This is a genomic window from Dasania marina DSM 21967 (assembly GCF_000373485.1).
Taxonomy (GTDB): domain Bacteria; phylum Pseudomonadota; class Gammaproteobacteria; order Pseudomonadales; family Dasaniaceae; genus Dasania; species Dasania marina.
Window position 1 is genome coordinate 62,650 of sequence record NZ_KB891577.1, and the last position, 13,437, is coordinate 76,086.

A 13,437-nucleotide genomic window follows, 5' to 3' on the forward strand; every position below is an offset into this window, starting at 1 on the left:
ATAAGGGCTAGAGATTTTTTGGCGGGGTAGCATAAGCTAGTGCGTTATTAAAAAGTAGGATAAAAATCTTAAGTTTTTTTGACGCTTATCCAAGCGCCTAGCAGAGTTAAAATGATGAGTAAGCTTAAACCAATAGTTTCTAACAGCCCATTGATAAACGCATTGTTGCTCCACTGCAAATAATGAAGTTTATATAGCTTAGCGATAAACTCAGTATCTTGGCCGCGTTGTTTTAGGCCGAGGGTGTGCCAATCTAAGGTGATGTTCACGCCAGTAGTGGTGGTAGCCTGATAGCCGTCTACCGTGTTTATATTGCCATAGCGCTGCGGATCGCTGCGTAAGGCGTCGGCGATCAGTTGCTGCACCTGTGCAGGCGTGGCTGCGGGCCATGGCTGCTGGTTATGGGTATGTAGTTGCTGCCATTGATTATTTGTTTTTACTAGCAGGTGCTCGCCCAGTATCGTTTTTAGCCGCCGCAGTTCCTGCCAATCGGCTTGGCTGCTTAGTGTTACCGAGTGAGCTAGGGGGTAAGTGGCTACATAGAGCTTTTGGTAGGCCCCTTGGTAGCCCGGCTTTATGCTAAAAAATACCCCGGTCGCGGCCCATAGGCACAGGGGTATTAACATGACCAGACCGATACGACGGTGGTATTTTTTTAAAATCATGATGTGGTTTTTAACCTGAAGTGATAAAAGTGCGGAGTATAGCAACACCCCGTTATGTTGTGTTTAAAATGCTGGGCTAAAGACGGTTAGTTAAAAAGAGTGAGTACTTATGCTTAATATGGATTTCAGTAAACCCTTAGTGATAGACACTGCCAATATGGCGTGGGTAAGCAGCCCCTCTCCCATGGTGTTGCGCAAACCCTTGGAGCGTGAAGCTGCCGAGAGTGGCCATGTCACTAGCGTGGTGCAATATTTACCGCAGTCTAGCTTTACCCAGCACAGCCACCCTTTAGGTGAAGAGATTTTTGTATTAGAGGGGGTGTTCTCTGATGAGACCGGTGACTACGGCCCCGGCACTTACCTGCGCAATCCTCCCAGCAGCGCTCATACCCCGTTTAGTCAACCAGGCTGTATTATATTGGTAAAACTAAATCAGTTTCAGGCGGATGATTCACGCTTTGTACGCGTCAATACCTTAGTAACACCATGGCAGGCTGGCATCGATGGCGCACAAGTGATGCCGTTGCATGAGTTTAAAGGCGAGCAGGTAGCCTTAATGAAATGGCCGGTTGGCGTAGCATGCCAACCCTGTTGCCTTGTCGGTGCTGCGGAGGTGTTGGTATTGTCTGGTAGCCTTAAAGATGAGCACGGCTGTTACCCCAAGCGCACGTGGCTGCGCAGTTCAGACGTGAGCCAATATCGCCCTGCTATAGAAGAAGAAACCGTTATTTGGATAAAAACAGGCCACGTGCCTCGTTAAAAACTAGAGCCGGGCTGTTTTAAAAAATCTATCTCTGCCGTGGTGGATGGCCGGCCTAAGATGATATTGCGGTGGGGGTAGCGGCCAAAGCGGTCAATAATAGCTTTGTGTTTATGTTCAAATTGGTAATTGTTTTCTTCGCCATTAGCTTTGAAGAGCTGAACAGCAACTTCATGTATGGCGGCGGACTCGCTGTGCATAAACGGCATATATAAAAAGCTGCGCTGTATGGGATTGAGTTCTTGATCGCAACCTAGGCTTATCGCCTCTTGCGCTAGCGCCAAGGCCAGCGGATCGCTGGCAAAGGCCTGTGCGCTATCGCGGTAAATATTCCGCGAAAACTGATCCAGCACTATCACTTCTGCTAACCTGCCCAAGGCGCTATTGCGCCAGGCAAACAGCTCGCAACTTGCTGCCTGTTGTAGACAGGGTAAAAAGCGCTGGGCTATGGTTTGGTCCAGCTGTGTATCCTTAAGCCACCACTGCTTTGGGCTAAGTTCGCTAAACCAAAATGTGATGATGTCCTTAGCTGTAATCACGGCAACGTCCTTTTAGTATTGTTGAATAAATCCGGCCAGATGTTTTTGTAAGCTTAATGGGGAGCGCGCTGGCGGTAGCCGTTTAACAACGCGACCTTTTTTATCGACAATAAATTTTTCAAAATTCCAGCGTATGGCACTGCGGCCAGTGGGTGGTAGCGCTGTCTGTGTTAAATGGCGGTAGAGTGGATGGGCTTGCGGGCCGTTGACTTCGATTTTACTAAAAAGCGGAAAGCTAACGCCGTATTGGCTTTGGCAGAATTGTAATATGTCGCTATCGCTGCCTGGTTCTTGTTGGCCAAACTGGTCACAGGGGAAGCCCAATACGGCAAACCTGTCGGCGCCAAAGCGTTGTTGTAGTTGCTGCTGTAATAGTTCCAGCTCTAGGTATTGTGGGGTGTAATCGCATTCGCTGGCGGTATTAACAATCAGTAATACTGTGCCGCGATAGTCGGCAAGTGAGATGGGCTCGCCGTGTATGTTTTGTACGCTGACATCATAAAGAGGGCTGGTTTTCATTGTTTAATCCTAGCGTTATTTTGTGGTGTTGCGTGTTTTAGTTTTTCTACCCAATAAATCGTCGCGCCGCAGACGGCCGCCGGCATAATCACAAAGTTCACTAGCGGTACCATGGTGCCGGCCATCACTATCATGCCAAAGCCGCTGGAGGTGAGTCGGTATTGGCCCAGTGCGGTTTTCATGGCTTTAAACGAGCGCTGGTTATTGTCCATGGGGAAATCGCAATATTGTATGCTCATCATCCAGCTACCCAGTAAAAACCACAGCAGCGGTGAGATAACATTGATTAAGGGGATAAAGGTTATCACTAATGCCAGCAGCGCTAAGGGCAGGTAGTACATTATTTTTTGAAATTCTCGGGCGAAGCTTTTCGGGACCATTAATAGCAACTGGGCAAAAGTTTCTGGGCCATTAACCGGTTCGCCGGTTAAGCGCTCTTCTACTTTTTCCGCCAGTAAGCCATTAAAGGGCGAGGCAATTAAGTTGGCGATGGTGCTAAATAAATAACTGCTAATGGCCAATACAAAAACCACCGTTAGCGGCCACACTATCCAACGTAAAAACTCCAGCCAGCTAGGTAGCCAGGCCATTAAGTCATCTATCCACTGGGAGAACTGTTGAAAGGTGAGGCTGAGTAATAGCGCGAAAATCCCTATGTTGATTAGCAAGGGTATGATGACAAATAAGCGTAAGCCCGGTTGCGTAATCAGCTTAAAGCCTTGGGCGAGGTAGTCTGCGCCCTCTAAAAGATTACCTTTCATGTATGGTTCCTTTAATGGTTATTGCTATGGTTATTGCTGTGGCGGCTGTGGAGGCGGTTTTGCGGGGTGGCTGAGCTGGTCAACACGGCTGGCACACGGCTGGCAAATGCAGCGTTGGCCTTGTTCGGCGGCGTTAATAGCGGCCAAGGCCTCGCGGCTAATGTCCACCTTACTGCACCAGCATTGCGCTATGCTATCGCCCAATTCAACGGCGCAGAGGTTGGCATTGCCGCAGAGTGGGCAGAGGTTTTTATTCATATTAAATAATCTGTTCGCTGTGCAGTTTGGCGATATCGTCGGCGCTAAGGCCCAACTGGCTTAAGACCTCGTCGGTGTGGCTGCCTAGGCTGGGGCCGGGCCAATCGGTTTGGCCGGGGGTTTTGCTTAGGCGGGGGATAATAGCGGGTATTTTGAGTGGCTTGCCATTGATTTCTACTTGTTCGAACAAGCCGCGGGCTTGAAAGTGGGGGTCGGCCATCATATCGGCAACATTATAAATGGGGCCTACGGGCACGCGTACCGCTTCTAATGTGTCGATAATCCATTGTGAGGGGTGGCGTACACACCAGGCCGCTAAGGCGGCATCAATATCGACTTCGTGGGCCACGCGGCCTGTATTAGTGGCCATGGCGGGGTTTTCGGCCATCTCAGGATGGCCGGCGGCTAGCATTAGGCGCTTAAAGATAGAGTCACCGTTGCCGCCTATGACCACGTATTTTTTATCGCGGCAGCGATAGGTATTGGTGGGCACTATACCGGTGACGGTACTGCCGCTGGGCTCACGTATCACGCCAGCGCCATCGTACTCGGGGACTACCGCCTCCATTAAATTAAACATGGCCTCATACAAGGCCACATCCACCACCTGGCCGCTGCCGCTGTTTTGTCGTTCTAATAGCGCCATGGTAATGCCCAGGGCGGTGTGCAGGCCGGCTATGCTGTCTCCTATGCTGAGGTTGGGGCGCACCGGTGCTTGTTCGGGGTGGCCGTTCACATAGCGAAAGCCACTCATGCCTTCGGTTACCGATGCGTAACCGGGTTTGTGAGCATAGGGGCCGGTTTGGCCAAAGCCCGAGATGCGGGCATACACTAATTGTGGATTGCTACTTTTGAACACTTCAGGGCCCAAACCCCATTTTTCCATGGTGCCTGGGCGGAAATTTTCTATCACTACATCGGCGCCATTGATCAATTGTTTGACTATTTCACGCCCTTGTTGCTCTTTTAGGTTCACAGTGACCGATTTTTTATTTCTTCCTAAAGAGTGCCACCACAGCGAAGTACCGTCTTCTACTACGCGCCAGCCGCGTATGGGGTCGCCGCCTATCGGCGGTTCTATTTTAATTACCTCTGCGCCAAAATAGCCTAAGATGCAGCCTGCAAAGGGGCCTGCGAGTAATTGCCCCATTTCTATAACACGTAATCCGTGTAAAGGGCGTGGTGATAATGACTGCTTCATGCTGTTTCCGGTGTTGATTATGGAAGTGGCGAACTAGGGGGTGATAGTATAATTTATTTTATCTCTGTTGACGCTGCTGCAAAATGGCATATAATTTCATCAGCTTGTAAATGATAGCGTGTTTTTATGTTCAATCTTTAAGACGTTCTTCTTTGTTGTACCGTCCTGAGTTCCATAATTCAAAGCTGATTTTAGAGCGTCATTAGTAAATAAAAGTAACATTGATAAATTTAGGATTAGATCATGGCAACAACAGGTACAGTAAAGTGGTTCAACGAAAGCAAAGGTTTTGGTTTTATTGAGCAAGAAAACGGTCCAGATGTGTTCGCTCACTTCAGCGCTATCTCAGGTGACGGTTTCAAAACTTTGGCCGAAGGCCAAAAAGTTCAGTTTGACGTAACACAAGGCCAAAAAGGCCCACAAGCTGAAAACATCGTTGCTATCTAAGCAATAATGTTATGAAAAGGCTGCCGCAAGGTGGCCTTTTTTTTGCCTGTTGATTACGGGTTGTTAATGAAAGCACAGGTAAACGACCAGGGAAAGATGAGTAAAAAGAGCAGGTAAAAAACCCCTGCATAGGCAGGACGGTAGTCTTAGCGGGTTTAGCCTAAGGTATCGGTGGCTACGTGGTAGTCGGAGTTTTCCAGCACATTAACCTCATACATACTGCCAGCCTTTTTCAGCAGCTGGTGGCACTCGGGGCTTAAGTGGCGCAGGTGTAGTTTTTTTACCGGTCGCTTTATATTTTTCAACCAAGCCATCTAGCGCTTTTATGCGGAGTGATCGCTTACTCTAGAGCGTTTAAATTCAATCACTACATGCTCTTGCCTACCATGGCGCAACCATCCATACCTCCGAAGAAGCCATTAACCGTGTTACCTAGGCCCTGACCTATACATTCTCTGTTACACGAGTGTTGGTGGTTGTATCAATCAGGGTAAGGGCTAACAGCGATGCTATCAGGCCTATGGCTGCAATCACGGAAGCATAGGGGGAAGATAAGCTAAAAGGCACTGAAGGAATAGCAAAGCTAGCTCACCTTTTAAAGTAGCGATAACTGCTTGCTCGGCGGCTAGCATATCACGCACATAGTCGATAACAGTGCGGGCTTCTAAGTTCAAACTAATAAACGCCAAGGTGACCACCAGTATGGCGACTAAATTGCTGAGTACTGCCGAGGTGACTTTGGCTAGGAAATGCATAAGTAGCAGGGTAATAGCGATTAGCGCGGCCATGGTGTAAAGCATTTAACCTTGCATGACGACAAGTACACCGGACACGTCTTTATTCCTAGGCATAAAGGGGCTGTAGCCAGAGTGCTTGGCCACTAAAAAGAGCGCAATGGCAGCACATTTCAAGGCCTCCTCCCAGTTGGCGTGCGGCAGCTAGCGCTATATTACTTATAGATTAAAGCTTCATATTGGTTGCTTGTGGTATTACTTCACAATATAAAAAAAGGGTTTATCAGCTGTTTAGTGTGGTTTTAAGCAGTAACGATTCTAAGTGCGGAAATTGATATGTCATGTGTGTCTTTCAATACGAAAACGCTTAATGTCATGATGTTTTCAAAAAGATTTCTTTAATGAGTGACTGCTATACTAATTTTTACTTTATGAATGTATAGGTGGCTGTAGAATTTTAAATGAAACCGTCATGACACGTTGATTAGCTGCTGTAGCATTGGGTGATAGTATTAAAGTATTTCGTGGTTTTAACTCGGTATTGTTCAAGAGTACGCTTAAAACAACCTTCGTCTGATAAGAATAAAAGGATTATTCCACTTATGTTATTAGCGATTGTTTTAGTATTACTAGTTGTCGGTTCTTTAGTATTTCACTTTGTGAGCCCATGGTGGTTTACCCCGCTAGCCTCTAATTGGGGCTCTATTGATGACACGATTAGTATTACTTTTTGGGTGACGGGTGCAGTTTTTATCGCGGTGAATCTTTTTTTAGCGTACTGCGTTTACCGCTACCGGCATCAGCATCATCGTCGTTCTCATTACGAACCTGAAAACAAAAAACTAGAAAGCTGGTTAATGGCGCTTACCACTCTGGGCGTGGCGGCCATGTTGGCACCGGGTTTAATTGTGTGGGCCAAGTTTGTCGATGTGCCCGCCGACGCGCATATAGTTGAGGCGGTGGGGCAGCAATGGCAGTGGAGTTTTCGTCTGCCGGGCAAAGATGGCCAATTAGGTACCGTCGATACCCGCCATATGAACGCGCGTAATCCCTTCGGCATTAACCCCAATGACAGTACCGGCCTAGATGATGTGTTGGTGTTTGATAGTGAGTTGCACCTACCTATAGATAAGCCCGTGAAAGTTGAGCTGCGTTCCAAGGATGTATTGCATAATTTTGCGGTGTCGGAGTTTAGGGTGAAGATGGATTTAGTACCGGGTCTCGTTAGCTATCTATGGTTAACTCCCACCAAGCTGGGGCGCTTTGATATTTTGTGTATGGAGCTATGCGGCATAGCGCATTACGCCATGCGCGGGAATGTGGTGGTTGAAAGCGAGGCCGATTATCAAGCCTGGTTGAATAGCAAACCTACCTTTGCCATGAGCCAGCAAGTGGCCGCCGGTGATGCTGAGCTAGGTAAACCTTTATACGCCGTTTGCGGCGGTTGCCATGGCCAGCAAGGCGAAGGCAATATGGCGATGAATGCGCCCAAGCTTAGCGGCCAAAGCACGGCGTATATGCAGCGGCAGTTGCTGCATTTTAAACAGGGTGTACGCGGCCAGCATCAGCAAGATAGTTTTGGTCAGCAGATGGCCGCCATGGCTCAGCTCTTAGCCGATAAAACCTCCATTAATAATGTGGTGGCCTATATCCAAACCTTCCCCCATAAAAAACCGGCAGCCACAATTAGCGGCGGCGATATACAAAGTGGCCATGGCTATTTTGTTAATTGCAGCGCCTGCCATGGCAGCCGGGGTGAAGGCAATAGCGCATTGAATGCACCGGCCTTGGTGGGCATGGACGATTGGTATCTCAAGCGTCAACTCAGCAACTTTAAACAGGGCATACGCGGCGCGCATCCCCAAGACACCCACGGCCGGCAGATGATGTTAATGGCGCGTTTACTAAATGACGAGCAAGCGGTGGATGATTTGTTGGTGTATGTGAATAGTCTGTAGTGGCAGGTGAGTAGTCGCTAGTTCACAGCGCGCTAGCGGACAGGAAAAATATTGTGAAAACACTAAGGGCTGGTCGCTGCTGCACCGGCCGTAGTCTAGGTTTTTTATAGCGGTATAGCTCGGGTACAAAATACTATAAATCACGAGGGTAGACATGACACACACAGCCATTGCCGATCAAGTTAGTGAGTTACACGACCCCGACACGTTTATTACTAAATACGTGTGGAGTCAGGATCACAAGGTCATCGCCATACAATATGGTGGAACCGCTATTTTGGTGGGGCTGGTGGCTTTGGTGTTGTCAGGTTTGATGCGCTTGCAGTTGGGCTTTCCCAATACCTTTGATTTTATTAACCCCAGTGCTTATCTGCAGTTTGTCACCATGCATGGCATGATTATGGTGATTTATTTGCTCACCGCTTTATTGCTGGGCGGCTTTGGTAATTATTTGATTCCGCTAATGGTTGGCGCTAGAGATATGGTATTTCCCTATCTCAATATGCTCAGCTACTGGACTTATTTGCTGGCGGTGATTGTGCTTATGGCCAGTTTTTTTGTGCCCGGAGGTAGCACCGGAGCGGGCTGGACCTTATACCCGCCGCAAGCCATTTTGCAGGGCACACCGGGCAATGACTGGGGTATTATTTTAATGCTGGTTTCTCTGGCTATTTTTATCGTGGCTTTTACTATGGGGGGCTTAAATTACGTCACCACGGTATTACAGGCGCGCACCCACGGCATGACGCTGATGCGTATGCCACTCACCATCTGGGGAATTTTTACCGCAACGGTATTAGGTTTATTAGCCTTTCCGGCCTTATTAGTTAGCGCCATTATGATGTTGTTGGATAAAACCATAGGTACCAGTTTTTTTATGCCGGCTATCATCTCTATGGGCGAGACTTTAGATTACAACGGCGGCAGCCCTATATTATTTCAGCATTTGTTTTGGTTTTTCGGCCACCCCGAAGTGTATATCGTCGCCTTGCCGGCCTTTGGTATGGTGTCGGATGTGTTGGCTGTGCATGCCCGTAAAAATATTTTTGGTTATCGCATGATGGTATGGGCCATAGTCGCCATTGGGGTGTTGAGTTTTGTGGTCTGGGCGCATCATATGTATGTTAGCGGCATGAACCCCGCCTTTGGTTTTTTCTTTGCCACCACCACGCTGATTATCGCCGTGCCCACAGCACTTAAAGTGTATAACTGGGTATTAACCCTGTGGCGCGGCAACATACATTTAACCGTGCCTATGTTATTTGCTATAGGGTTTATTTTTACCTTTACCCATGGCGGTTTGACCGGTTTGTTTTTAGGCAATGTGGTGGTGGATTTACCACTATCCGATACCTATTTTGTAGTGGCACATTTTCATATGGTTATGGGGGTTTCTCCGATTATGGTGTTGTTTGCGGCGCTGTATCATTGGTACCCGCTAATGACTGGCCGCATGTTTAATAAAACCTTAGGCCAGTGGCATTTCTGGTTAACCTTTTTAGGCACCTATGCCATTTATTTGCCTATGCATTATTTGGGGTTTTTAGGGGTGCCCAGACGTTACTACGCGATGAGTGGCACCGATTTTATTCCAGCGTCGGCGCAGACGCTCAATGCCAGTATTACCGTTTCCGCGATTATTGTCGGGGTGGTGCAGCTGCTGTTTATTATTAATGTGATATGGAGCTTACGCTACGGTAAAAAAGCCCAGAAAAATCCTTGGGGCGCTACCTCTTTAGAATGGAAAACCCCCGACCAGCCACCTAAACACGGTAACTGGGGCGCGCAGTTACCGCATGTTTATCGCTGGGCCTATGATTTTAGTGTACCCAATGCCAAGCATGATTTTATTCCACAAAATGTCGCCCAAGAGGATGTGGAATGGCTAGCCGACAGCGGTAGTCATAAGGGGATAGAGTCGTGAAACTATGGCATAGCTTGCTGGAAAAACCCTGGCTGGCTCAGGCCGGTGCGGCCGTGATACCGCAAACCTCATCAGCCATACCGCAGCGTATAGCCCTACGCTTTTTTTTAGGGGCGGTTAGCGTTTTATTTATTTTATTTATTGTGACGTTTTTATCGCGCTCACAGTTTCCTGATTTTGTCGCCTTATCTGGCCAGCCTTGGCAACCCTTTACCGACAGTAGTCAGTTGTGGATCAACAGCGCTATCTTATTAGCCGCTAGCCTGGCTATGCAGTGGGGGGTGTATAGCAGTGCTCGTGGCCAGCTTAACGCTAGCATTGTAGCTTTGCTGCTGGCGCTGCTATTGACCGTGGCCTTTGTGTTGGCACAAGTGATGGTGTGGCAGCAGTTAATGAGCTTGGGTTATTACATGAATAGTAACGCTGCCAATAGTTTTTATTATTTATTAACCGCTATACACGCGCTGCACTTACTGGGCGGTTTAATGGTGTTGCTCGGGGCGGTTTACCAATTTTCGCGCAGCGCAGCGTTGCCGCAACTACACAATACTTTAGCGCTGTGTGCCAGCTATTGGCATTATTTGCTACTGCTATGGATGCTGCTTTTTTTATTGTTAACCGGCCGCGCAGAAACCTATGCGGCCTTGGCCGCTTTATGCGGCTTTTAAACCATTGAGTTAATTGCGATACCTTCAACAGCAGGTGTACCTATGAGCAATAGCGGAGAGCATAACAAAGCCTATAGCGAGCCGGGAATGACCGGGCTGGCCGGTGATTGGGCTGCCGATAAGCAAGCCTTTGATGTGCCTTGGGGCAAACTGATGATGTGGCTGTTTTTGCTCAGTGACACCTTTGTATTCAGTATTTTTTTAACCGGCTATATGAGTGTGCGCATGAGCACCACGGTAGCCTGGCCCAACCCCAGTGAGGTGTTTGCATTAGAGGTGGCGGGCACCCATTTCCCATTATTATTAATAGCCATTATGACCTTTGTGTTAATTACCAGTAGCGGCACCATGGCTATGGCGGTTAACGCGGCTTACAACGGTAATCGGCAATTGGCTTTTAAACTAATGCTAGCCACGGCTTTACTGGGGGCTAGCTTTGTCGGTATGCAGGCCTTTGAGTGGACCAAGTTGATTGTTGAAGAAGGGGTTCGACCCTGGGGTAACCCTATGGGTGCGGCACAATTTGGCTCTTCTTTTTTTATGATTACCGGCTTTCACGGCCTGCATGTGAGTGCGGGGGTTATTTATTTATTGGTGGTGGCCAATAAAGTACGACGTGGTGACTATGAGGGTAAAGGTTACGGCATAGTCGAAATTACGGGCCTGTACTGGCATTTTGTGGATTTAGTGTGGGTATTTATTTTTGCGTTTTTCTATTTATGGTGAGGTGATTTATGAGTACTTCCGCAGCGCAGGAGCATGCCATAGGCCAGCAGCATCCCATAGGTGTTTATTTAAAAGTATGGTTGCTGTTGTTTGTGTTAAGTACCTTTTCTTATTTGGTAGATTTTTTTCACTTACAAGGTTATTTGCGTTGGTCTTTAATACTGATTTTTATGCTGTTAAAGGCTGGTTTTATTATGAGTATTTTTATGCATCTAGCCTGGGAAAGGTTAGCCATGATATTGGTGATACTGCTGCCGCCAGGCGCTATCTTAGTGTTGATTGCGCTGATGGTCAGTGAAGCAAACTATGTGTTTTTATCGCGCATAACCTTTTTTAATTAAACTTAAAATTAAACATAGGCTTAACCATGAAATCACTGCGTATAAGTAAAACAACTGTTGATATGCATTTGCTGGCTCAGTATGTGGAGTTGTGTAAGCCTAAAGTGGTGTTGCTGTTATTGTTGACTGCTGTTGTGGGCATGCACTTGGCTAGCCCACGATTGGTTGATCCGCTTATCTTTATTACCGCTACCGTAGGTATAGGTTTGGCGGCTTGCTCGGCGGCTATAGTCAATCATGTGGTAGATCAAAATATCGATGTGCTAATGCGTCGTACACAGCGTAGGCCTATACCCTCAGGTGCGATTAATAGTTTTCAGGCGCTGTTATTTTCTTTAGTGCTGGCTGTGATGGCTATGGCCATTTTATGGTATTGGGTGAACAGCTTAACCGCGCTGCTAACCTTGGCGGGGTTAATTGGCTATGCCTTGGTTTATACCCTGTATTTAAAACATGCCACGCCACAAAATATAGTCATAGGTGGTCTGTCGGGGGCTTTGCCGCCGTTATTGGGTTGGACTAGCGTAACCAATAGTATTGATAGAGAAGCCGTGCTGTTGGTGATCATTATTTTTGTGTGGACACCTGCACATTTTTGGGCCTTGGCCATAGATAGGGTAGAGGATTATAAGCGCGCCAACATCCCCATGCTGCCAGTGACTCACGGCATAGAGTTTACTAAATGGAATGTGTTATTTTACACCTTGGCCTTATACCTCGTTAGCTTGATTCCCTATGTAATAGGGATGAGTGGCCTATTGTATTTGTTGGCGGCGATAGGCTTGGGGGCTTGGTTTTTATATTATGCCGTGGAGTTAAAGTTTTTTACTAAGCCGGGATCAGCCTTAAAAACCTTCTATGTATCTATAGCCTATTTGTTTTACTTGTTTATTGCCTTGTTGGTCGATCATTATTTACCGCTACAATGGCAATGGTAATCTATGTTTGCCAATAGCCGTTTAAAAGTAAAGCTGGCTTTAGGTTTACTTATCGCGTTGGCGCTGTGTTTGCTGTTGGCCTATAGCTTTCTATTTAAACCCGCACAGGCTCCTGAGTTACAATCCGCTGTTTATTTACCCGAGCCTAAAGCCTTAGCAGATTTTAGTTTAGTGGATGAACAGGGGGTAGAGTTCAACCAACAGCAATTGTTGGGGCGCTGGTTGTTGCTGGCGGTGGGTTATACCTACTGTCCCGATATATGCCCTACCACGTTGGCCAGCCTAGTTAAATTTGAAAAACGATTGGCCGAGGATGGTAAACAGAGTGAGCTTGATTATGCCTTTTATACCCTAGACCCACAGCGCGACACACCACAACAATTACAGCAATACCTAGCGTATTTCCCCTTAGCCATAAAAGGACTGGGTCCTAAGCTAGGGTCTACAGAAAATGATTTTGAAAAAAACTTGGCCATAGTCAAAAAAATAAAACCCAAAGAAGGCGGTAACCCCAAAGCCTACAGTGTAAGCCATAGTGTTTATATCTATTTAATAAACCCTAGCGGTAGGCTGCAGGCTATATTTAAGCCGCAGCAAAGCCGCAGCGGGATGAAGAATTTTGATAGTGATGTTCTGTATAGCGATTATAAAAAAATTAGGCGTTTTTGGGATGCCAGTAGCTAGGGTTGTAGTCGCTAGGATGGCAGTTGCTAGTCGCTAGTAAAAAGATGACAGCTTATAGTTGACAGCCGTTTGTTCAGGTGATGTGACCCACATAAAACGGACACCTAGACTGCAGCTTTATAACAGAGCATTGGCACCTGATTCAAGGTGCCATGTACACGCCACGTGTTATAAAAACCATTAATGTAGGACTGCACCAAGCGTTTCATTTGATTCATTACCATCATACCTGCCGGATAAATCCATTGTTGCTTCATTAGTGAGAAGAAACTCTCCGCACAGGCATTATCCCAGCAGTTACCACGGCGTGACTG

At 47.2% G+C, this 13,437-nt stretch carries 18 protein-coding genes; 9 read left to right on the forward strand and 9 right to left on the reverse strand.

Annotation, left to right across the window (positions count from 1 at the left end):
• Positions 1-68 precede the first annotated feature (68 nt).
• Positions 69-665: a hypothetical protein gene (locus tag B067_RS0108380; protein ID WP_019529632.1), complete on the reverse strand. Its 597-nt coding sequence runs from the start codon at positions 663-665 to the stop codon at positions 69-71.
• A gap of 109 nt (positions 666-774) precedes the next feature.
• Here B067_RS0108380 and B067_RS0108385 point away from each other — a divergent pair, with 109 nt between their 5' ends.
• Positions 775-1,425, forward strand: a complete 651-nt coding sequence (locus B067_RS0108385; RefSeq protein WP_020700292.1) for a cupin domain-containing protein — start codon at positions 775-777, stop codon at positions 1,423-1,425.
• Here B067_RS0108385 and B067_RS0108390 read toward each other — a convergent pair.
• Genes B067_RS0108390 through B067_RS0108410 form a run of 5 tightly spaced genes read right to left on the reverse strand, consistent with a single transcriptional unit; the run spans position 1,422 to position 4,703 of the window.
• Complete coding sequence (locus B067_RS0108390; protein ID WP_019529634.1) at positions 1,422-1,964, reverse strand: DUF924 family protein; 543 nt, start codon at positions 1,962-1,964, stop codon at positions 1,422-1,424. The two genes, B067_RS0108385 and B067_RS0108390, sit on opposite strands and share 4 nt — an antisense overlap.
• A gap of 12 nt (positions 1,965-1,976) precedes the next feature.
• Positions 1,977-2,483: a glutathione peroxidase gene (locus B067_RS0108395; RefSeq protein ID WP_019529635.1), complete on the reverse strand. Its 507-nt coding sequence runs from the start codon at positions 2,481-2,483 to the stop codon at positions 1,977-1,979.
• Positions 2,480-3,244, reverse strand: a complete 765-nt coding sequence (gene cysZ, locus B067_RS0108400) for a sulfate transporter CysZ (protein ID WP_019529636.1) — start codon at positions 3,242-3,244, stop codon at positions 2,480-2,482. Before cysZ ends, B067_RS0108395 begins: the two co-directional genes overlap by 4 nt.
• Positions 3,245-3,274: 30 nt before the next feature.
• Entirely contained in the window at positions 3,275-3,502 is a 228-nt protein-coding gene (locus tag B067_RS0108405) for a cysteine-rich CWC family protein (protein WP_019529637.1), read from the reverse strand.
• Position 3,503: 1 nt separating this feature from the next.
• Positions 3,504-4,703, reverse strand: coding sequence for a CaiB/BaiF CoA transferase family protein (locus B067_RS0108410; protein ID WP_019529638.1), 1,200 nt, complete (start codon positions 4,701-4,703; stop codon positions 3,504-3,506).
• Between the two features lie 240 nt (positions 4,704-4,943).
• Here B067_RS0108410 and B067_RS0108415 point away from each other — a divergent pair, with 240 nt between their 5' ends.
• Entirely contained in the window at positions 4,944-5,150 is a 207-nt protein-coding gene (locus B067_RS0108415; protein WP_156820793.1) for a cold-shock protein, read from the forward strand.
• Between the two features lie 155 nt (positions 5,151-5,305).
• Here the strand turns inward: B067_RS0108415 and B067_RS21810 are convergent, their stop codons facing one another.
• Together B067_RS21810 and B067_RS0108425 are read right to left on the reverse strand one after the other, a co-directional pair.
• Positions 5,306-5,464 carry a hypothetical protein gene (locus B067_RS21810; protein ID WP_156820794.1) on the reverse strand — a complete coding sequence of 53 codons (159 nt, stop codon included), beginning with the start codon at positions 5,462-5,464 and terminating at the stop codon, positions 5,306-5,308.
• Positions 5,465-5,680: 216 nt separating this feature from the next.
• Entirely contained in the window at positions 5,681-5,950 is a 270-nt protein-coding gene (locus B067_RS0108425; protein WP_026244529.1) for a hypothetical protein, read from the reverse strand.
• Between the two features lie 536 nt (positions 5,951-6,486).
• On the opposite strand from B067_RS0108425, the gene B067_RS0108435 reads away from it, so the two are divergent.
• The 7 genes from B067_RS0108435 to B067_RS0108465 all read left to right on the forward strand — a co-directional run bounded on the left by B067_RS0108435 (position 6,487) and on the right by B067_RS0108465 (position 13,123).
• On the forward strand, positions 6,487-7,842 hold the full coding sequence (locus tag B067_RS0108435) for a c-type cytochrome (RefSeq protein WP_019529640.1): 1,356 nt from the start codon (positions 6,487-6,489) through the stop codon (positions 7,840-7,842).
• A gap of 154 nt (positions 7,843-7,996) precedes the next feature.
• A complete protein-coding gene (locus tag B067_RS0108440) occupies positions 7,997-9,766 on the forward strand; it encodes a cbb3-type cytochrome c oxidase subunit I (RefSeq protein ID WP_019529641.1) in 1,770 nt (589 codons plus the stop codon).
• Positions 9,763-10,434 (forward strand): cytochrome c oxidase subunit 3, encoded by a 672-nt coding sequence (locus B067_RS0108445; RefSeq protein ID WP_019529642.1) that lies wholly within the window; start codon positions 9,763-9,765, stop codon positions 10,432-10,434. The genes B067_RS0108440 and B067_RS0108445 overlap by 4 nt, the downstream gene beginning before the upstream one ends.
• 42 nt (positions 10,435-10,476) lie before the next feature.
• Positions 10,477-11,160, forward strand: a complete 684-nt coding sequence (locus B067_RS0108450; protein WP_019529643.1) for a heme-copper oxidase subunit III family protein — start codon at positions 10,477-10,479, stop codon at positions 11,158-11,160.
• An 8-nt stretch (positions 11,161-11,168) separates the two neighbouring features.
• On the forward strand, positions 11,169-11,501 hold the full coding sequence (locus tag B067_RS0108455; protein ID WP_019529644.1) for a cytochrome C oxidase subunit IV family protein: 333 nt from the start codon (positions 11,169-11,171) through the stop codon (positions 11,499-11,501).
• A gap of 26 nt (positions 11,502-11,527) precedes the next feature.
• Positions 11,528-12,439, forward strand: a complete 912-nt coding sequence (gene cyoE, locus B067_RS0108460) for a heme o synthase (RefSeq protein WP_019529645.1) — start codon at positions 11,528-11,530, stop codon at positions 12,437-12,439.
• A gap of 3 nt (positions 12,440-12,442) precedes the next feature.
• A complete protein-coding gene (locus B067_RS0108465) occupies positions 12,443-13,123 on the forward strand; it encodes an SCO family protein (protein WP_019529646.1) in 681 nt (226 codons plus the stop codon).
• A 104-nt stretch (positions 13,124-13,227) separates the two neighbouring features.
• Here B067_RS0108465 and B067_RS21630 read toward each other — a convergent pair.
• Positions 13,228-13,437 (reverse strand): integrase core domain-containing protein (locus tag B067_RS21630; RefSeq protein ID WP_019529647.1); only part of this gene is annotated, 210 nt, incomplete at its 5' end.